Below are 21092 nucleotides of genomic sequence, written 5' to 3'. Positions count from 1 at the left end.
TGACACCAACAATGAAGGTGGCAGGCCCCAAACGGGGATGGATCGGTTAAGCGATTTGGTAGTTTGACCGGAGATGTGTGTTATAATAAAGATAATCCTGAAAAGGGAGGTATAACTGATGGCCAAAAAAATGCCGGAAATTGGTGAGTACAAATACGGCTTTGTCGATAAAGATGTGTCCGTGTACCGCGCCAACCGGGGACTGACACCTGAAGTGGTGAAAGAGATCTCCCAACGCAAAGGCGAGCCGCAATGGATGCTGGATTTCCGCCTGAAGGCTTTAGAGATTTTTTATCAAAAGCCGATGCCCATGTGGGGCGGGGATCTGTCTGAACTGAACTTCAACGAAATTGTGTATTACGTCAAGCCTTCTGAAAGACAATCCAAGTCATGGGATGAAGTACCGGAAGAAATCAAGCGCACCTTCGATAAACTGGGAATTCCTGAAGCGGAACAGAAGTTCCTTGCTGGTGTATCCGCCCAGTATGAATCTGAAGTGGTTTACCATAACATGAAGGAAGACCTGGAGAAACAGGGCGTCATCTTTATGGATACGGATACGGCCCTGAAAGAGCATGAGGAACTGTTCAAGCAGTACTGGGCTACCGTTGTTCCGCCCACAGACAACAAATTTGCGGCGCTGAACAGTGCGGTATGGTCCGGCGGAAGTTTCATCTACGTCCCCAAAGGGGTGAAGTGTGAAACCCCGCTGCAAGCCTACTTCCGCATTAACTCTGAAAATATGGGGCAGTTTGAGCGCACCCTGATCATTGCTGATGAAGACAGCTTTGTCCACTATGTAGAGGGTTGTACCGCCCCGATTTACGGCACCAACTCCCTGCACAGCGCAGTGGTAGAGATCATTGTTAAGAAAAATGCCCGCTGCCGTTACACTACCATCCAAAACTGGGCACCCAATATTTACAATCTGGTCACTAAGCGTGCCGTTGCGGAAGAAAATGCTGTGATGGAATGGGTGGACGGCAACATTGGCAGCCGCTTGACCATGAAATATCCGGCTGTGGTGATGAAAGGGCGCGGGGCCCGCGGAAGTGTGCTGTCCATCGCAATCGCCGGTAAAGGACAGCATCAAGATGCTGGTGCCAAGATGATTCACCTGGCTCCTGAGACTACATCCACCATTGTTTCCAAGTCCATCAGTAAGCAAGGCGGCAAAGTCACTTATCGCGGATTGGTCCACTTCGGCCGCAAAGCAGACGGAGCCAAAGCCAACATTGAGTGTGACACATTGATTATGGATAATGAATCCACATCCGATACAATCCCTTACAACGAAATTCTAAACAACAACGTCACACTGGAACACGAAGCCAGCGTCTCCAAAGTGTCTGAAGAACAGCTCTTCTATCTGATGAGCCGCGGCCTTTCGGAAGAGGAAGCTACAGAAATGATTGTGATGGGCTTCATTGAACCGTTCACCAAAGAGTTGCCAATGGAATATGCCGTAGAAATGAACCGCCTGATCAAGTTTGAAATGGAAGGCAGTATCGGTTAAGCCTTATCGATCAACAGTCCCCTGTTACACTTGCGTGTCTGAGTTTCTCGGGCACGCTTTTTTATTTGCCATCAGCTCGTTTGTTAAGAAAGTTAATAATGGGGCTCACGGGACCGGCCAGTTTTTAAAACCGCTCCATTGAAAATTTAACGTTGACGTTAAGATTAATGTTATGTATAATCTGAACTAAAAGTTATTTCAGAAAACAGGTGATTATAGCTGATGAAGAAGCAGGAAACTTACTCCATATCCCAATTAGCTCAAGAATTCGATATTTCCACCCGTACCATCCGTTATTATGAGGAAAGGGGGTTGTTAAATCCTGAGCGGACACCCGGGGGCACCCGCAGGTATACAAAAGGGGACCGGGCCCGATTGAAATTGATTCTGAGAGGGAAGCGTTTTGGCTTTAGTCTGGATGAGATCAAAGAGATGATCGATCTTTTTTATGAAGACCGGACCGGCGTGAAACAGCTGGAACGGACAATTGCATATGGTGTGGAGAAGATCAAGCAGGTAGAAGAGCAGATCGAAGAATTAATGGCTTTAAGGGATGAGCTGCTCAGTTTCAAGGAGGACTTCGAAGCACGGTTGCGTCAATTAAAGCGAAAAGAAAACAAAGCATAACGGCTGTCTCTTAATATACAAGGAGTGTTCAAATGATGGAGAGGAATGAGTTGTTTAGCATTGGTCAGCAGGCCTTGGCAGCTCAATCTTTCAGCAGACTGCTCGGAACGAAGCTCGTGGTGTTTCAGCCCGGTGAGGCTGTGCTGGAGATCCCGGTGCAAGAAAACTTGTTGCAACAAAACGGATTCGTTCATGGCGGTGTTCTCAGTTATACGGCCGATAATGCACTGACCTTCGCTGGCGGATCTGTTCTGGGGACGAATGTCTTGACGTCCGAATACAAGATAAACTACCTAAGGCCCGCCATTGGGGAGAAACTTGTCGCCCGCGCTACGGTTGTCTACGCTGGCAAGCGCCAAGCCGTATGCCGCTGCGATGTCCTCGTTGTTAAGGACAGTGAAGAAGAAACACTTTGTGCCACCGCTCAGGGAACGATCGTCAAGATGTCATCTGAAATACCAGAGACTGGTCGCTAGGTGTCTCGGACCAGTGCCATGGGGAACAGGGGGGGTTCTTAACGATGAATCTTTCACAATTATTATCTATCAGTGCGCGTAAATATCCCAATAAAGAGGCTATGGTATTTAATCATCAACGATTGACCTATCGGGAGTGGAACGACAAAGTTGACTGTCTGGCCTGGTATTTACAAGAAAAAGGATTACAACCGGGACAGTGTATGGTCATCATGGCGCCCAATACGCCGGAATTTGCCTGTTTATATTATGCTGTGATACGAGCGGAAGGGATTGTGGTGCCGGTTAACCCGCGCTTATCTAAGGAAGAAGTGCTGTATATTATAAAAGACTGTGATGCTTATGGTATTTTTGTGCACGAAGTTTTGCTGCCCCAATTTCAAGATTTACCACAAGAGGCGATAGACGTTCATTGTTTTACTTCTGCTGGACCTTCAACAGAATTGCCGAAATCGTGGGAAAATATACACCACTGCTTAGAGCAAGTCACTGATATTAACCTGAAAGAGCCGGAGTTAAAGGAAGATAACACGGTCAGTATTCTATATACCTCTGGCACCACCGGACGACCGAAAGGGGTTATTTTTTCTCATCGGAACATTTTAACAGTTGCTCAAATGATTAATATTGAGCTGGGGCTTAACTTGGACAGCCGCGTGTTGCACCTCATGCCGTTCAGCCACTCGGCTCCGTTGCATCTCTTTTTCGTAGCTGCTACCAATGTGGGAGCCACGCACATTTTGGCACCCACATTTACACCAGAATTATTACTTCAATTGGTTCAACAAGAGAAAGTCACTCATTTCTTTGGTGCTCCTGTTGCCTATTTGCTCACTGCCAAACACCCTGATTTTTCGCAATATGATCTATCTTCAGTTAAATATTGGATTTATGGCGGAGCGCCTTTATCGGCGGACAAATGCCGCCTTCTGGAACAATTTTATGGCAGGGATAGATTGTGTTGCGTATATGGCTTGACGGAGGCAGGACCAAGCGGCACTTTGTTATTTCATGCCTCAGAAGGACACAAGGCAGGAAGCATAGGCAAGAGAGGAGCCTGGTCTGTTGAAGTGGAAATCGTTAATGACCAAGGTCAGAGAGTTGCTCCCGGCGAAGCAGGTGAAATTCGCATCAGGGGGGAGGGAAATATGCAAGGCTATCTGAACAACGAAGAGGCCACCCAAGAGACCTTGAAAGGCGGATGGATTTATACCGGGGACTTGGCCCGTTACGATGATGATGGATATATGTGGGTGATGGATCGCAAAAAAGATCTGATTATTAGCGGGGGTCAGAATATTTATCCTAAAGAAATAGAACAACATTTGGAGCAACACCCCAAAATCAAAGACGTTGCTGTGGTAGGGGTTGCCCATCCTGAGTGGGGAGAAACAGTTAAGGCCTTTATTGTACCACAAGGAAGCGGGGAAGATGAACCATCGGACTGGCTCTCTGAAATAAAATCATATTTGCAAGAAAAGATAGCGGAATATAAAATCCCCAGACTGTGTGAAGTGATTGATGAAATTCCCCGCAATCCCACTGGAAAAGTGCTGAAACATGTCTTGAAAAGCAGAGGTCAACAAAAGACACAAGTGTAAACTTTCAGTATTGGATTAGGCCAGTTTGGAGCAATATACCAATGTAGTTTAGGGAGGTTTCTATGATGAATGTGCAGAGCCATATTGACCGGCGGCTTTACAGTGACAATATTCCCCGTCCAGAAGAAAAACTCAAGAACTTTTACCTGGAAGATCACAACATTCAATATCTTATGCGCCGTTATTTGCCGGAACACATGCATGATTGGGCTCACCAGGAATTAACCCGTTTCGGGGAGCGGGTGGCCGGTCCTATTGATGAACGGGCCGCTTATACAGACCGGGAGGGAAAGCCGGTACTCAAAAAATATAACCGGTTGGGGGAAGATATTTCGGAAATTTGGAAGAATGAAGGGTATAAACAGACAGCGAGAGAAGTGTACGGTGACGGGATTGTCAGTTATCTGTATCATGCACCGGAAGAATTGGGAGAAAAGGTGCCCTATCTTTATTCCTACCTGATGGGCTATCTGCTGAGTGAGAGTGAGCCCGGCTTTTATTGCCCGGTGACGCTGACCATGTCCTGCGCCTATCTGGTAGACCGCTATGCTGACCCGGAACTGAAGCAACGTTATTTGCCCGGGTTAACCACAACGGATGGAGAAAAAGTGTATGAAGGGGCCACGTGGTTAACGGAGCGGCAGGGGGGATCGGATGTAGGAGCCAATCTGACCGTGGCCCGTTACGATGAACAAGCGGGCGTTTACCGTTTGACCGGTGAAAAGTTTTTTGCCAGCAACGCTGGGGCGATGGTAGCCACAGTGCTGGCCAGAGTGAATGACAAGCCGGGCACCAAAGGATTGGGATTGTTTCTGGTGCCTTGGATCAAGCCCAATGGAGAGCGAAACAGCATTTATGTCCGCCGCCTGAAGGATAAATTGGGCGTCAATGCGGTTCCTTCCGCAGAGGTGATCTTAGAAGAGGCGGAAGGGTACCTGATCGGTGAGGCGGAAAAGGGATTTAAATATATGGCTGAAGCCTTGAACATTTCCCGGATTTGCAATGCAGTGGCTTCAGTGGGCATTTTGAGACGGGCCTTTGCTGAGGCATTGTATTATACCACGCACCGCCAGGCTTTTGGCCAGCCTGTGATCCGTTACAGCATGGTCAAAGAAATGCTGGTGGATATGTTGGTTGATCTGGAAGTGACAACAGGAGCTATTTTTCAAATGATTAACTACTTTGATCAAGTGGTCACTTCTCAAGATGCTTCCAGGGAGGAGCAGGTGATGGCCCGGCTGCTGATTCCCTTGCTCAAATACAGAGCGGGTGAAGTGGCTGTCAAGGGATGCCATACCTCCATTGAACTCCATGGCGGCAATGGCTATATTGAAGAATATGTGACACCCAGGCTGCTCCGTGATGCCCAAGTGACGACGGTGTGGGAAGGGACCTCCAATATTTTGGCCCTTGATTTGCTGCGGGTGATTCAAAAAGAGAGGGGCCACGAGGTTTTCTTCCAAGTCGTGCAAGAGGAACTGGAGTTGCTCAGCCATTCAGCCAGTCAGCCGTTTAAGCCTGTGATCCAAAATGCCCTGAGTGATATCCAGACAGTATTGCAAAAATTAAATTCCCTTGACTATGACCGGCTCACTTACAAATTAAAACCGTTGGCCAATCTGATGATTGACGTTTATTTGCTGCTGCAAATAGTGAAGGAAGCAGAAGACCAAGCCGGAAATGAGGGCAGCCTGCGAAAGTTTATCGTGGCAGAGCTTTTTAAAGACAAAGCGTTCGGCACTCCTCGCAAGCGGAACCTCTGTACTGAGTACCATCTTGATCTCGACCATTTTGAGGCTCTGGTTCATTACGGCAAGGTGAGTCGGCTGGATTAGCAGGTAACAAATGTATAAAGTCTGCGACGTGTGATTTCCAAAAGAGGGGCTTCCCCCATAGTGATTAAGGGAAGCCCTTTTGAATTTTTCGTTGGAGTTTAAGGGAAATTGTAGACACCAGCCTGTTCAGCTAAGATAATAGAAACAAAAGCAATACATCATATGTTAATATCATTTAATTCCAGAAAGAACAGGTGCAAAATGCTCCGCAAAGCTAAACGCCGAATCAAATACTTTATCATTAAGTTGCTGAGAATCAAAGACAAAGCCCATAAAATTGCCTTGGGCTTTACCTTGGGACTATTGATTAACTTTGTGCCCACCTTTGGCTTTGGTCCCTTGGTCTCAGTTGCCTTCGCCCGGCTATTCAGGGGCAATGCCGTTGCCGGGTTATTGGGCGGTATCTCACTGATCTGGGTTTTTCCTCTGCTCATGTATTTTAATTTTGCTGTCGGCCATGCCCTGCTCCCCATCGAAGTAGATGAACTTGTGGAGGATATTGAAGGAGCAGGAGAGGCCCTGGAAGCGGGAGTGGAACTGGGACGGGCGTTTTTTGTGGGTATGCTCCTAAATATGTTAATGACAGGGATTATCCTCTATGCAACTCTCTATGTGCTGTTGACTCGTTTTCGGCGGGCCATGCTGCAACACATCAGACGGGTTTGGCTGGAAAAGGATAAGCATAGAAGCAGGTGATTCACAATAATGCGGGAAATGGAGGGAAACGACAGTGATCGTCTATGGTTTTGTTGGGGCGAGTGGAACCGGAAAAAGTGCTTTAGCGTTGTCCCTTTGTCATCGTCTTAATATTCATGACTTTATTGATGACGGACTGTATATACACAACGGAGTAAAGGTGGCAGGAAAGTCAGCCAAATACGAACAGAACCGTGTTGCTGCCGTTAAACGGGCGATATTCCTTGACCCTTGCCATCGGGATGAAGTCAGATCAGAGATTCAGAGAAAAAAACCTAAGAAAATCCTTATTATTGGTACGTCAAAAAAAATGGTCCGGCGGATTGCAGAAGCACTTAATCTTCCAGCTCCGACCCATTGGCTTTTTATTGAACAAATTTCTACACCAGAAGATATTCAAAAGGCTAAATTTGCACGAGAAATGTATGGACAGCATGTCATTCCCATTCCCCACATCCAGGTTGAAAACGATCGCTTTTTTCAGCTGATTGAAAAGGTAAAATCAGTATTTGACAACAATGCTAAACCTTTAGGAGAGAACACGATTGTCTATCCGCGCTTCCAGGGTGGAAAAATTCTGATCAGACGATCGTGTTTGAAAAAAATTATCCTGTATACCTTGAAAAGTAATGAACACATTGCATTAGTGAAGGCGATAAATGTTTCTCTTGACTTAAATGAACCGATTCAGCTTGAAGTAGGTTTGTATGACCGGAAACCCATTCCGGACGTTTGTCAAGAAATACAACAGCAGGTTCAGGAAATCATCACGCAAATGTTATGCCTCTCGATCCCCAGCCCTAGTATTTATGTGACACATTTAAAAGTCACAGGGAAGGAGAGGGGGTTTAAGGAGTAAGGAATTCATATTTCAAAACTGAAGATTCTCCAAATCTCGTCACTAGAACGCCTTTCATAAATATCAAACTCATTTAAAACTTTTTAATAATATTATAAGCTATAAACTTTGATAATTTAACAATTGACAAAGTTAGAAAATTGTAATAACATCATTGTATGAAAAATTCAATTTTCGACAATCGACTTTTGCCATAGTAGAACTATAAATAAAAAGAGTAGTAGATACGATCAATAGAGTAGTAGATAAAATCAGCTAAATATTAATTACTATAAAAAAGTGGTTAGGAATTCTTTGACCCATTAGGGGGGGGATGCTATACAAGATCAATAATGTAAGCGCAACCAAAAATACAAAACAGTCATGTGCTTTTTTATGATTAAATGCTAGAAAAAATAAAACGATAGCAGAAGGGGGAAAATTTATGAACAAAAAATTAGGATTATTAATGTTTGTAATGCTTGCTTTAGTCTTAATCGCTGCTGCATGTGGTAGTGAACCCTCTTCCTCCTCAGAGGAACCGAACAACCAGGAAGGGGAGACTGCACCGGAGTCGACATTAAGCCAGGAAGAAGTGTTAGCTGAGATTGAGCGTATTACAGACCAAATTAACAGCGGGGATTTGTCGGAAGAAGAAGGAATCGAGGAATTAAAGGCAGTTATACCAAAGCCTGAAGGTTATCCCTCCCGGAACATTGAATATGTTGTGGGGTGGGGTGAAGGCGGTGGATCTGACCGCTATGCCCGCCATATCGCCATGGAAGCGGAAAAAATCATGGACACCAAGATCATCATTAACAATATGCCGGGTGGCGCCGGTGAAGTGGCTTTAGCTTATATGTTGGATCAACCGGCCGATGGTTACACCATTTATGGTGCCATTACATCTCAAGTGATCAATGAAGCATTGGGTGAGCAACCGTATAGTTTTACAGAAGAAACCACATTCATTATTCGTAACCAGGGTGCTACTGAAGTGTTTTGGGTCAGAGAGGACAGCCCCTTTGAAACATGGGACGACCTTGTCGAACATGCTAAGCAAAATGAAGTGACGTTTACCGGAGCGGGGTCCCCCGGAGATGATGAGTTGCGTATTGCTGAACTTGTTCAGCAACTAGGCGATGTCAAATTCACCTATATTCCCAGCCAAGAATCAGGTGAGAGAGTGGCAAGTTTGCTTGGAGGACATATCGATGTGTTGCATGAAACAGCTGGTGCTGTTATTGATTTGTATCACGATGGGCAAATTCGTCCGATTCTCATTCCTAGTGATGTTCCGTTTGAAGGAATTGATGCGCCGACAACGGCCGATTATGGCTTGACTGTATCAGTGGGACGCTGGAGAGGAATTAATGCTCCTGGCGGACTTGATCCCGAGATTCAGCAATACTTACACAATGTGTTTTATGCTGCCTCGTTAATGCCTGGGTATAAACAATATGAAAAAGAATCCTACTTGGATATTGTTCCTGGTTATCTCAATTCAGAGGATTATGAAAAAGCTGCCAAAGAAGAAGTTGAAATAGTTCGGGAGATGTTAAGAGACTTAGGATATATAGAATAAAGTGTTAGCCAATCCAGCCATTCCACAAATAATTTATGGAATGGCTGGATGCCATATTTGTCTTAACAACACAGGAAGGGGACGGAAATCATGAAATTGATTTTTCATCGTTATGGGGAAATCATGGTAACCGGGTCCTTATTTATCGTCAGTTTGCTGCTCCTATTATTTACAGATCAGATTATTAAGGTATCAGCAGCACGGGTGGCGAGTGAACAGTTAGGACCCAAGTTTTGGCCCAAGCTCTTGTTGTTGGGGATTGTGATATTAACCTTGGTTCAACTAGTTAAAACTATTGTTGAGAGTCTCAGAAAAGACAGGGATGAGCAGGGGGAACAGGCGTATATCCGTCAACTTACCGATGTGCGGCTGGTCAGCATGATCGCTCTGATTTTTGTGTATATTGTTTTGCTCCCACAGCTGGGGTTTATTCTTTTGACACCTGTGCTTTTGTTGTTTATTAGCTGGCTTGTCGGTGTTCGCCCGTGGTGGAAAAATCTTCTCTCCACAGTAGTTATTACGGCAGCACTTATTTTTGTCTTTGGTCATTTTTTACAGATTCCTTTGCCCAGAGGAACAGGTTTGTTAAGGGAAATCAGCTTTTTCTTGTACTAGGGAGGGAAAACAGTGCTGGAATATTTACTGCTCGGCCTACAAATTGTCTTTGAACCACTGCATTTGTTTATGATCTTGCTCGGAGTTGTCATAGGGATTATGTTTGGTATGGTTCCGGGACTCTCCGGGGTGACAGCAGTCAGTTTGCTCATCCCTTTTACGTATGCGATGGACCCGATCAGTGGTTTTCTGGTCATGGTCGGCATATATGCGGCCTCCGTTTACGGAGGAGGGATTAGCGCCATTCTTTTCAATACCCCCGGTGATGCTCCTGCGGCGGTGACCACATTGGATGGATATCCATTGACGCAAAAGGGAGAAGCTTTTCGAGCCTTGGGGATGGCTGCCTTTGCCTCATTAGTAGGTGGTTTATTCAGTGCTGTAGTCCTTACTTTGCTGGCTCCTCAGGCTGCTAAAGTAGCCCTTTCATTTGGAGCTCCGGAATATTTTGCTTTGGGTATGTTGGCCCTGTTTGTGGTGGCTAGCATAGACTCAGAAAATCAAATTAAGGCGTTTATCTCTGTCTTGATCGGCTTATTTATCGCTACCATCGGTTTGGATACGGTCTCAGGGGTCAGCCGGTATACATTTAACATCAGTTTTTTGCAAGCAGGGGTGGACTTTATCCCAGTCATTATCGGTTTGTTTGCTGTTTCTGAAGTGTTGAGCCGCTTTCATCAGCGTTATTTTAATGTGAAGTATGATTTCACAGAGACCAATCAAAAACGATTTGCCCTGCCGGAAAAGAGGGATATTAGCAAAGTGAAATGGACCCTTGCCCGTTCCAGTGTGCTGGGAACAATTATCGGCATTTTACCCGGTGCTGGAGCCACGATCGCCTCTTTTCTAGGTTATGGAAGTGCCTTAAGGGCTTCCAAAGATAAACAATCGTTTGGTAAAGGGAATATCGAGGGGGTGGCTGCTCCAGAAGCAGCGAACAACGCTGCGGTTGGCGGGGCGCTCATTCCATTATTAACATTGGGAATCCCGGGAGGAGCTGTGACTGCTGTCATTCTAAGTGCGTTTTTGATTCATGGTCTGCGTCCAGGCCCTTTGCTGTTCCAATACAATCCAGACATTGCTTATTCCATTTTTATTGGGTTGTTCCTGGCCAATATCTTCATGGCCATTTTGGTCCTTCTCAGTATTCGCTACATTATCCGTATCTTAAACGTGCGCTACGAATACCTGGGTGTTCTCATTTTAATATTGTCCGTTGTGGGGACTTTCGCCATTAACAACCGGCTTGGTGACGTGTGGATCATGTTTGTTTGCGGAGTGGTGGGATTTTTCTTAAAAAAATACAAATTCTCACTCGCCTCGATCATCTTGGGATTGGTGCTCGGTGACATTATTGAGAATGGATTAAGACAAGGTCTGATGATGACAGGTGGCAATTTCTTTGCCTTTTTCACTCGTCCTGTCAGTGGTACCATTTTGGTGTTAACCATACTGGTCTTATTTGCCCCTGTTTTGAAGAAAATACTGGAAAACCGAGTGCTGGGATCGCAACAGAACATCTCAAAGGATACGTAATAACGGGCATAGCTGAAGCCGGGAGGTGAACAAGATAAATCATGAATTGATAAAACAATCGTTTAGCAAGCAAGCCTCTTCTTTTCCAGATAGTCCAGTGTTGGGGGACGTTCGGCAGATTGAAGCCATCGTTGACATGGCAGGGATTCAGGAAGGTGAGTGGGTGTTAGATCTCGGATGTGGCACTGGTCTCATCACTCGTGCCCTTGCTCGAAGGTCTTCACAAGTGGTTGGGTTAGATTTAACACTCCAAATGCTAGAGAAGGCAAAGGAGCAAGGTGATAAGCAGGGTCTAGCCCCGTTATATGTTCAAGGAGATGCTTGCCAGACACCGTTTATAAGCGAGATGTTCGATTGTGTCGTTACTCGGCTAACCCTGCATCATATGACGGAACCGGAACGTTTGATATGGGAAATCAAAAGGGTTTTGAAACCTTCGGGAAGATTGATTCTGGCGGATATCATCGCCGATGCTGATCCTGAGAAACAAAAACGTCATAACCAGTTAGAACAATTAAGAGATCCCTCGCATGTCAAGTTTCTAACAGAACAGGAAATAGAGGAATTGTTGCTCACAACTGGGTTCTCCTTGATAAGTACTAAGAGATGGGAGACAAATCGCACTCTTGCTGAATGGCTGGCTGTTACAGGTAGTGATAAGCAACACGACATCGTAAAAATGATGGAGGAAGGTATGGAAGAGGATGCCTTTGGTTTACAGATACGGTATGAAATGAATGACATTGTGTTTACCCATCACTGGTATAGTGTTCAGACAGTGAAATCTAAATGAACAATTGGACAGGGGTGGTCGAATGGAGGGGATTGACAACTCCTTGCCGCGTTTAATAGCTGAGAAAATTGCGACAGATATATTTAATGGCAAGTTGGAGCAGGGGGAGCGAATCATTGAAGACCGTTATGCCGAATTGTTTGGGTCTAGTCGGGCTCCCGTCCGGGAGGCGCTGTACTTATTGGCTATAGATGGACTGATTGAGCGCAAACCTCGCAAAGGTGCGTTTGTTAAACAATACACGCAACGGGATATCCGCGATTTATATGAAATCCGGCTGATGCTTGAAATGATGGCCATTGACCGGATTCAGTACCCGATTAGTGAACCTGACCGAAAAAAAATAGAACGCATCTTAAAGGAGATGGAAAATACGCTGGAAGAGGAAAGTTATGAACGTTATACCTCACTCAACAGTCAATTTCATTTTCAACTGATTGTACTTTCGAAGAGTGAGGTCTTTAAGATCCTTTACCGCCGTCTGGGTTCACCGCTGATTGTTTTGCAAAAATTATCGTTTTATACGGTTCAAAACATCAAGGAATCATTGGATGATCATAGGGTCATCTGGCAACTGCTGCAATCAGGAAAACGTACGGCGGCTCAAACCGTGCTTAAAGAACACCATGATGAGGCGTTAAACAGGTTAGATAAGATTTTGAAAGAGAAAAAGCATATCTTAAAATAAGCAACTCTTCGTATGGGGGAGATAATAGTGTCAGATTATCTCCCCATTTATTTGAAAAAAATCATAGGAACATTAAAGTTGAATGACAAGGTGAATTTTAGGAGAGAGGTGTACAAGATGGATAAAATCACACAGCTTAGTGTTCGCCAAATGGCAGAACACATTTCCAAAGGTGTACTTTCTCCTGTAGAGATTGTCAAAGCACATCTGGAACACATTGACCGGATGGAGGCTAAAATCAAGGCCTGGAAACTCATCGACAGAAGAAGGACCTTGGAGACTGCCAAGTTCCTTGCCAAAGAGGCGAGACAAGGAAGGATCAGAAGTCTTCTGCACGGCATTCCAATTGGAGTAAAGGATAATATTGATGTGGCCGGTTTACAGACACAAGTAGGGAGCAAGGTTGGGGCAACCTCCCAACAGATGGGGTTTTTCCTCTTGCTCCAACTTTTGATTCACTTGGTTTTTTTGGCCGGACTTGGGATGACGTGAGCTTAGCCTATGATGTCTTTCATCAACAAGATCATCGAGAAAATCGGGATCTGTCTCATCCTTCTGTACAAGCTCTAAAGATAGGGATTGTAGAAGACCCTCTTTATCAAAGAGAGGGTTCACCACATGCAATTAAAGTGGTTGAGCAAGTTGACAAATTATTGGAAGAAGCAGGACATGCTGTAGAACGGGTTAAACCTCCTCATCCGTTTGATGATTTTATTTCTCTACACAGACAAGCAGTTGCTTATGAAGCGGCAGCATATCATGGATCGACAGTTCAAACCAACAAAACTAACATCGGTGATCATTTTGTGGAATTGGTTGAAAGTGGCATGGCAATGACGAAAGAAAACTATGAAAAAGCACGTCGGTCATTAGAAGAGATGAAAGCAGAAACCTGGAAAGCCTTTCAACCTTATGATTTGCTGATGGCTCCCCCTGTTCCTTCATCCGTTCCAGAAGGGCTTGATACAACGGGTCCGCCGAATTTTACGACACCCTGGACAGTGTTGGGAGGTCCTCTTTCAGTTATTCCGGCGGCATTGGACTCTAATGGACTTCCGTTGGCCGTCATGCTCGCTGCGGCACCAGGAAACGATACGGAACTAATCCAAATAAGTAAATATGTAGAATGGATGAAGGGAGAGGATTATATTGGTTAAACGTATGGCGATTACTTGTCAATATTTTCAGAAAGGTACATGCAATTGACCTGAATTTAAACATCGCCAATTTACTGTTTTTGTCATTAGGGCTGTTAGTGCATAAAACGCTTATCGGTATGGAGCTTGTCGACAAGAAATAAAGAAAATAGCATTTAATTATCTCCTATTTGTTTGAAAAATATAATGAATATGCTTTATAATAAATAGTGAAATATTATAAAAAGTCGACAATTTAACTGGAAAAGGAGGGTCAACATATGCAAGTGTCAATAAAACGGGTGGAGCCCCAATCAAAAATTACACTTCAGGAGTCAGCTGGTTTAGCCATTATCACCATAAACCGCCCTCACCTTCGCAATGCACTAACGTCACGGATGTGGGATGAATTGACTCACTTAGGCAAACGCATACTGGATAACCCAAAAAATAGAGTGGTGATCATCCGGGGGAACGGACCGCATTTTACCGCTGGTTCAGATATTAAGGAGTTTTCACAAATGACGCTTGAAGAGGCAGAAGAAGCATTTGTGCGAATGGAGAAGGCGATTTCCACCTTTGAAAGATTGCCTCTGCCGACGATCGGGGTGGTTAATGGCCCAGCGATGGGGGCCGGATTTGTGTTCGCCCTTGCTTGTGATCTCCGCATTGGCTCGAACAACACTCAGATGGGAATTCCGGTGGGACGCCTAGGCATTACGTTAAACGATAAATTTGTCAAACGGATTGTGGATTTAATCGGTCCAAGCCGTGCCAAAGATCTGGTGTATACTGGGCGCTTGTTCAACGCGGAAGAATGTTATCAGCTTGGTTTGATCAACTATCTAGTGGAAACTGAACGTCTGGATCGCTTTGCTTTCGAACTGGGTAAAAAGATTAGTTCTCAGTCACCGGCCTCCGTTTATGCCGTTAAGAGATCAGTGGCTTCAAGTATTCCGGGAATCAATGTTCCCTGGGGAGATCCGCGCCAGGTGTTTGTGGATCCTTATGATTTTCCGGAAGGGATTCGTGCCTTTGTTGAGAAACGTTCCCCTCAATTTAAGGATAGGAGAGGCCAACATTGAACAGATGGAGATCAGAGCAGATTAAGGTTGGTGATCTGTTTGAGGGGATGGAGCTTTTTTTTGAAAAGGGCTGGACAGATGGGTTGCCCATAGTACCGCCAACGCCTCATAAGGTGGAGGAAATGCTCTCGTCCCTCTCGCTAACGGGTCAAGAAGTGATCGGATCAATCCCGGAACGTAACTTACAAATAACTGCGGAAAAAGCCGCTATTAATGCAGTGATGGCGGGGTGTTTACCGGCTCACTTCCCTGTTGTGATTGCTGGACTTGAAGCTGTCTTAGATCCACGTTTTGGAGTACATGGTCCCACTGCGAGCACCGGAGGGGCTTCTCTTTTGCTTATCGTAAGTGGCCCGATCGTGTCTCAACTGGGCTTCAATACAGGGCATAATCTGCTTGGTCCGGGACATCGGACAAATCTCGTGATTGGCCGTGCTGTGCAATTGGCCCTAATTAATGCTGGGGGAACTAAAGAGTTTGATCAAACGACTCTCGGGCACCCCGGAAAGATTGGTTTCTGTCTAGCTGAGCGTGAACAAGAGGAGTGGGAAACACTCAATGTTGAACAAGGTTTCAGGAAAGAAGAAAGTACTGTCACTGTCATAGCAACGGAAGGGCCAAATCAGATTTACCAACCGGCGGCCAAAACCCCAGAAGTCCTATTAAGGACGATCGCTGATCGAATGGTATCAGCGGGGACGTTTAATATTCAACGCAACACCCCATGTGTAGTGGTCATCGGCGACGAACATTGGCAGCTGCTTGTACAGGAAAAATGGTCAAAACAGGAAGTCAAAGATTATTTATTTGAACACGCTAAAAGACCCAAAACTGATCTGTTGGATTTTGGCTTTAGTTCTGATTATCTGGCAGGAATTGATGGGGAGTGGGTTCGTGCTGTTCCGTCCCCGGAAGCTCTTTATCTCATCGCTGGGGGAGGAAAGGGAGGCCCGTTTTCAGCCTTTATCCCTGGCTGGGGAAGCCTGAATCAAAGCCAGCCGGTGACTAAACTTATTACTCACTCAGGGTTTGTTTGACAGGGGTGCTAGACGGAAAACTGTAGGTTTTCCAATAGTGTTGTTAGGATCAGCGGTAGTATGGACGGAGTCTGAGCAATGAGAGGGGGGAGATAAAGTTGTCCATTATCGTATTAAATCCAACGGAAAAACCTCTAGCAACAGCCAAACCGCTTGCAGAACGACTGAAGACATTGGATGGAAAAGTGTTGGGTGTCATTAATAATAATAAAACAAATGCACCTGTATTCCTCCATTATCTAGCAGAGCAGATGAAGAAGCGTCAGAACATTAAGGATGTCATATGGATAAATAAAAAGAACCACTCACTGCCGATTAATGCTGAAGAACTTGAAAAAGTACAACAATGTGATGCTGTCATTTCAGGTGTAGGGGACTGAGGGTCATGCAGCTCAAGCAGTTTGCTTGATGGGATTTATGCAGAAGAACATAAGGTTCCAGCTGTGGTGATTTGCACCGAAGCATTTTCGATTCAGTGTCAGAATATGGCTCGAGTACATGGTTATAGCCATCTGCCACTAGTAGAGATCAATCATCCTCTGTCCACAGCCGCAGAGGAAACAATGCTACAAGAAGCAATGCGAATTTTACCTGATGTGCTTAAAGCAATCATAGAAAAAAATTAACCTCACGTCATTCGTGAGGTATTTTTTAATAGGACAGATACGACTTGATTTTGGACGGATATTGGGATTTCAATTAAATGGCATGTGGAATCTGATCATTTAGGAAGAGATCTGCCCGGTTTGATTCGTTCGTGATTTGAACAACGATTTGAAAATTGGCAGTGCGATCACTAAAATGGCGATGATTAGCAATGTAGCACTGATTGGACGAGTGAAAAAGACAGAATAATCCCCCCCGGCCATTTGTAACCCCCGGCGAAATTCTGACTCGGCGATCGGGCCTAATACTACGCCCAAGATAACAGTGGCAATCGGAAAACGATATTTTTCCAGCAAGAACCCGATGATCCCGAACAGTAACATGACCCATACATCAAACAGGGAGTTGCGTACTGCATAAGTTCCAATCATACACAGGATGATAATAATCGGTCCTAATACAGTGTAAGGAATTCGCATAATCTTTGTAAATAAGGCGATAAAAGGTTTAGAAAAGACAATAATCATAATGTTGACAAGTAATAAACCTACAAAAATGGCATAAACTAAACTGCTTTCTTTAATCAATAAATTGGGACCAGGCTGAAGACCGTGCAAGATGAAAGCTCCTAATATGACGGCTGTTGTAGCACTGCCTGGTATTCCTAAGGCTAACAATGGCACAAGAGCTCCCATGGCAGCAGAATTGTTGGCTGATTCGGGAGCGGCGATTCCCTCCGGAACCCCCGTACCAAATTTTTGAGGATGTTTGGACCAACGGACAGCTTCGCTGTAACTGAGCATGGAGGCTGTGGTAGCTCCTACCCCTGGAAGGATGCCAATAAAGGTACCCAGCAGTGAGGAACGACCAATGGTGGTTGAAATCTTTTTAATAATAGCGGAATTGAAAATGCGAGTTTTAATCTTACCTGTTGTTTCTTCGAGATTTTGATCTTCACGTGTTCTGCGCAAGATTTCAGATATGGCAAAAAGGCCTATAAGCACAGAAAGAAGTTCAACCCCTGTCATCAGATTTGATGTGCCAAAATGAAATCGCGGTGTTCCTGATAAAGTATCCATGCCAATGGTGGCAATAAATAAACCAAAGCAAACCCCAATAAAACCTTTAATAATATCTCCTCCGCTTAAAGAGGCGACAACTGTCAGCCCTAAGATGGCCAATGCAAAATACTCCGGTGAGGAAAAACTAAGGGCAAATCTGCTCAGAACTGGTGTCAGGAAGATCAAAATGAGTGTTCCGATCATTCCTCCCGCAGCTGAGCTGAAGATGGCGATGCCTAGAGCTTCTCCTGCTTTCCCTTTTTTGGCCATCGGGTAGCCGTCAAAAACTGTAGCGACCGCTTCCGGTGTTCCAGGTGTACGAAACATGATAGCGCTAATCATACCTGAAAAAACAGTAGCGGCGTAGATCGCTGTTAGCATAAGAAAAGCGCTAATCGTATCCATGCCATAGGTAACGGGTAACAGGATAATAACGAGCATCGTCCCGCTAATCCCTGGTAAGGCTCCTCCGAGAAAACCAATGAACACAGCGGAAAGAAGAACCAAAAGGTGTATGGGTTCTATAACGGAGAGGAACCCGCCTAATAGATTTTCCCACATAATGTTGATCCCCCTTGACAACCTAGTGTCATTAATATAGTAAGAAGCTTATTTCTCTTAATATTCCAATTCCTCTGGGTAGGGGTACGCCGAGCAGATTTCCGAACAAAAGGACGATAACTGCTGTACTAACTGCACCGTTCAAAACAAGTAAATACCATTTCCGCATACCGAACACCCATGCTGCTGCAATCACAAATAAAAATGAAGCGAGAGTAAAGCCAATATAACCCATGATGAGAGCATAAAGGATAATTAGGGTATAAATGATCCAGTGGCGGTGTGGATGAGCGATTTGTGGTTTCTTTACTTGTGTATCAATATCGTCTGGAACGATGTCTTTCAGGACGTCATTTGATGACTGCTGATTTTCTTTGTCTTTACGCAATTGAATAATCGCTTTAATTAAGAGCAAAGCACCCATCACCCACATGATGGTTAAGATCACCGTAGGCCAGGCAGAAGGACCTAAAGTTGTGGCACCCGGTCTTCCAGGAGGTAACTGTTGAGCGATAATAAGAAATACAGTGGCAAAGATGAGTGTGATGCATGAAAGTATGAGATTGGGGACTGCCATTGAAGTTTCCCTCCCAATGAATGAATGGAGAGGGGCAAATAATTTGCCCCCTTGTTTGATTCGGTTATATTTATTGAGATTCTAATTGTTGTATAACTTCACGGTAAATGGCGATGTCCTGCTCCAATTTTTCCCTGTATTCTTGAGAACCTAGCCATCCTTCGCGCAAATGGAGATAGCGTTGCTTCTCATGTTCTTTATAGGCTTCAGTTTCGTAGGCTTGTCGTATAGCATCTTCTAGCAGATCAATAATTTCTTGCGGTGTATCTATATGGATGGCGAAACCTCTCTCAACCCCTTGAGTAAGATCCCAACCATTTTCTACAGTGGTCGGCACATCCGGGAACTCGTCCAAACGCTCTTCTGCAAAGACAATAATGGGCTTTATTTCACCTGAATCCACATAATCAATAACGGGTCCAAGCTCTTCAAGGATCGCTTCAACATGGCCGCCAAGTAAAGCTGCTTGCATGTCACCTGAACCATCAAAGGGAACGTAAGCCATATCAAGGCCAGTAGCATCTATAAACCTTGCTGCATTAATTTCATCCATGCTTCCGGTACTTACACCGCCAATTCGAACTTGGCCCGGGTTTTCTTCGGCGTACTTCAGGAACTCATCCAAGTCTTCAAACTGATCAGATCTTACCATAATGGTGTACGTATCAGCTTGTACACGAGCGATAGGAGTGAGTACATCCAATCCTGCTGGGTTGGTCCCTAGAGCTGTACTGACAGGGAAGGAGGAGATGGCTGCAATGGTATATCCGTCTGCCGGTTGATTAGCCACATGTTCTTTGGCTATAACTCCACCTGCACCTTCAAGATTAACGACATTAATATTAACACCTAAGATATCTTCTAGCAGTTCACCAATCGTGCGGGCAAAAATATCTGTTCCTCCCCCTGCTCCATGTCCAACATAGATTTCAATTGTGCGGCTAGGATAATCACTAGCATTATTGGCAGACTCGTTAGCTTGTCCATTTTCCTGTCCATTTCCCGCTTCGTCTGTTGATTGGGTCGTGCTGTCGGAACTACAGGCCATAAGAGCTAAGCTGAAAACTACAAGAATACTGATTAGGAGGTACAATTTTTTACTCATGATTAAACTCATCCTTTCGTTAGAATATTGGAATATTAAAATATAGTAAATATTGAATAATAAACGACTAACAATGATGCATTAATTTAAATTTTGTGAGAGACGGACACCTAATTTCATTGCTACCTTCATGGGTTGAGGATCAGCTATCCCCTGTCCGGCAATATCAAAGGCAGTACCATGAGCCGGTGTGGTTAAGACGACGGGTAAACCTCCGCTGATCGTTACGCCGCGGTTAAATCCAAGTAATTTCATACCAATTTGAGCCTGGTCATGATACATCCCGACCAAACAGTCAAATGGATCTGTGTCACGACGTAAAAGAATCGTATCAGCAGGAAAGGGACCGTTCACCTCAATGCCTTTATCCTTGGCTTCTTCCACAGCAGGAATAATTTCTTCTATTTCTTCAGTTCCAAGCAGCCCGCCATCGCCTGCATGAGGATTCAAGGCTGCAACGCAAATTTTTGGTTTTTGGTATCCGGCTTTTCTTAGGTTTTCATCTGCAAATTGAATCGTCTTTAAAACATTTTCCTTGGTGACTAAAGCACTCACCTCTTTTAAGGGAACATGAGAAGTGACGCGAGTGACCCATAAAGTATCCATGACGTTAATTTCGCCAAATCCTTCCTGACAGTTTAGCAGGTCGGCAAAAAAATGGATTTCGTCCTGAAAATGAAATCCTCCCTTGTGCAATGCCTCTTTATTAAGCGGTGCATAAACCACTCCATCCAGCTTTTGCGTTTTGGCTAATTCAAGGGCAAAAATCAAGGTTTCTCCAGTTATTTTTCCGGAGTGGATAGAGAGGACACCTAATTCATAAGATTGAGGATCAAGATTTCCTAAATCGATTAGCCATACCGGATGGGAATCGTTAACCTCATCAATAGATGAAGCTTTTTGGTATGGTAATGACAGCTTGGCAATGGCCTCTCCCTGATGCAGTACACGTTCATCTCCAATGATCACCCATGTTGCTAAAGCTTTGATTTCATCATCTTGTAAGGCCTTGACCACAAGTTCAGGGCCAATTCCTGGTGCTTCACCAAGGGTTAGCCCCATAGTTGGCTTATTGTGTCTAGACATTAAGATGACCCCTTTCTTTTCTATGTTGTGTT

General features: G+C 44.7%; 20 protein-coding genes and 1 pseudogene. 17 read left to right on the top strand and 4 right to left on the bottom strand.

Annotation, left to right across the window (positions count from 1 at the left end; translation table 11 throughout):
* Positions 1-118: 118 nt before the first annotated feature.
* The 17 genes and pseudogenes from sufB to J2S00_RS20020 all read left to right on the top strand — a co-directional run bounded on the left by sufB (position 119) and on the right by J2S00_RS20020 (position 16690).
* Positions 119-1516, top strand: coding sequence for a Fe-S cluster assembly protein SufB (gene sufB, locus J2S00_RS04905; protein ID WP_307336217.1), 1398 nt, complete (start codon positions 119-121; stop codon positions 1514-1516).
* Between the two features lie 222 nt (positions 1517-1738).
* Complete coding sequence (locus J2S00_RS04900; RefSeq protein ID WP_307336214.1) at positions 1739-2143, top strand: MerR family transcriptional regulator; 405 nt, start codon at positions 1739-1741, stop codon at positions 2141-2143.
* Between the two features lie 35 nt (positions 2144-2178).
* Positions 2179-2619: a PaaI family thioesterase gene (locus tag J2S00_RS04895; RefSeq protein WP_307336211.1), complete on the top strand. Its 441-nt coding sequence runs from the start codon at positions 2179-2181 to the stop codon at positions 2617-2619.
* Between the two features lie 44 nt (positions 2620-2663).
* A complete protein-coding gene (locus tag J2S00_RS04890) occupies positions 2664-4220 on the top strand; it encodes a class I adenylate-forming enzyme family protein (RefSeq protein ID WP_307336208.1) in 1557 nt (518 codons plus the stop codon).
* 62 nt (positions 4221-4282) lie between these two features.
* Entirely contained in the window at positions 4283-6055 is a 1773-nt protein-coding gene (locus J2S00_RS04885; protein WP_307336206.1) for an acyl-CoA dehydrogenase family protein, read from the top strand.
* A gap of 201 nt (positions 6056-6256) precedes the next feature.
* The gene (locus J2S00_RS04880) at positions 6257-6751 is read left to right on the top strand and encodes a DUF2062 domain-containing protein (protein WP_307336203.1); all 495 of its coding nucleotides are present in this window, start codon (positions 6257-6259) and stop codon (positions 6749-6751) included.
* A 34-nt stretch (positions 6752-6785) separates the two neighbouring features.
* Positions 6786-7610, top strand: coding sequence for a P-loop NTPase family protein (locus J2S00_RS04875; RefSeq protein WP_307336199.1), 825 nt, complete (start codon positions 6786-6788; stop codon positions 7608-7610).
* Between the two features lie 424 nt (positions 7611-8034).
* Complete coding sequence (locus tag J2S00_RS04870) at positions 8035-9174, top strand: tripartite tricarboxylate transporter substrate binding protein (RefSeq protein ID WP_307336197.1); 1140 nt, start codon at positions 8035-8037, stop codon at positions 9172-9174.
* A gap of 90 nt (positions 9175-9264) precedes the next feature.
* Positions 9265-9789: a tripartite tricarboxylate transporter TctB family protein gene (locus tag J2S00_RS04865; RefSeq protein WP_307336194.1), complete on the top strand. Its 525-nt coding sequence runs from the start codon at positions 9265-9267 to the stop codon at positions 9787-9789.
* A 12-nt stretch (positions 9790-9801) separates the two neighbouring features.
* A complete protein-coding gene (locus tag J2S00_RS04860) occupies positions 9802-11325 on the top strand; it encodes a tripartite tricarboxylate transporter permease (RefSeq protein ID WP_307336192.1) in 1524 nt (507 codons plus the stop codon).
* 25 nt (positions 11326-11350) lie between these two features.
* Positions 11351-12118, top strand: a complete 768-nt coding sequence (locus tag J2S00_RS04855) for a class I SAM-dependent methyltransferase (protein WP_307336190.1) — start codon at positions 11351-11353, stop codon at positions 12116-12118.
* A 22-nt stretch (positions 12119-12140) separates the two neighbouring features.
* Positions 12141-12806, top strand: coding sequence for a GntR family transcriptional regulator (locus tag J2S00_RS04850; protein WP_307336187.1), 666 nt, complete (start codon positions 12141-12143; stop codon positions 12804-12806).
* 12 nt (positions 12807-12818) lie between these two features.
* Positions 12819-13298 (top strand): amidase family protein, encoded by a 480-nt coding sequence (locus J2S00_RS04845; protein WP_307336185.1) that lies wholly within the window; start codon positions 12819-12821, stop codon positions 13296-13298.
* Positions 13272-13963, top strand: a pseudogene (locus J2S00_RS04840) (amidase family protein); the annotation flags it as partial. The gene J2S00_RS04845 and the pseudogene J2S00_RS04840, both read left to right, overlap by 27 nt.
* A gap of 260 nt (positions 13964-14223) precedes the next feature.
* Complete coding sequence (locus J2S00_RS04835) at positions 14224-15027, top strand: enoyl-CoA hydratase/isomerase family protein (protein ID WP_307336182.1); 804 nt, start codon at positions 14224-14226, stop codon at positions 15025-15027.
* Positions 15024-16064: a hypothetical protein gene (locus tag J2S00_RS04830; protein ID WP_307336180.1), complete on the top strand. Its 1041-nt coding sequence runs from the start codon at positions 15024-15026 to the stop codon at positions 16062-16064. Before J2S00_RS04835 ends, J2S00_RS04830 begins: the two co-directional genes overlap by 4 nt.
* A 98-nt stretch (positions 16065-16162) precedes the next feature.
* Positions 16163-16690, top strand: a complete 528-nt coding sequence (locus J2S00_RS20020; protein ID WP_442319986.1) for a UGSC family (seleno)protein — start codon at positions 16163-16165, stop codon at positions 16688-16690.
* A gap of 99 nt (positions 16691-16789) precedes the next feature.
* Here the strand turns inward: J2S00_RS20020 and J2S00_RS04815 are convergent, their stop codons facing one another.
* From J2S00_RS04815 to J2S00_RS04800, 4 genes are all read right to left on the bottom strand, one after another.
* Positions 16790-18292, bottom strand: a complete 1503-nt coding sequence (locus J2S00_RS04815) for a tripartite tricarboxylate transporter permease (protein WP_307336171.1) — start codon at positions 18290-18292, stop codon at positions 16790-16792.
* 31 nt (positions 18293-18323) lie between these two features.
* A complete protein-coding gene (locus tag J2S00_RS04810) occupies positions 18324-18869 on the bottom strand; it encodes a tripartite tricarboxylate transporter TctB family protein (protein WP_307336168.1) in 546 nt (181 codons plus the stop codon).
* A 70-nt stretch (positions 18870-18939) separates the two neighbouring features.
* On the bottom strand, positions 18940-19974 hold the full coding sequence (locus tag J2S00_RS04805; RefSeq protein ID WP_307336165.1) for a tripartite tricarboxylate transporter substrate binding protein: 1035 nt from the start codon (positions 19972-19974) through the stop codon (positions 18940-18942).
* Positions 19975-20055: 81 nt separating this feature from the next.
* The gene (locus J2S00_RS04800; protein WP_307336162.1) at positions 20056-21060 is read right to left on the bottom strand and encodes a PdxA family dehydrogenase; all 1005 of its coding nucleotides are present in this window, start codon (positions 21058-21060) and stop codon (positions 20056-20058) included.
* Between the last annotated feature and the right edge of the window lie 32 nt (positions 21061-21092).

The organism is Caldalkalibacillus uzonensis (assembly GCF_030814135.1).
GTDB classification, from domain to species: domain Bacteria; phylum Bacillota; class Bacilli; order Caldalkalibacillales; family Caldalkalibacillaceae; genus Caldalkalibacillus; species Caldalkalibacillus uzonensis.
Note: the sequence above shows the minus strand (reverse complement) of the source record. Positions and strands in the feature narration are given on the sequence as shown.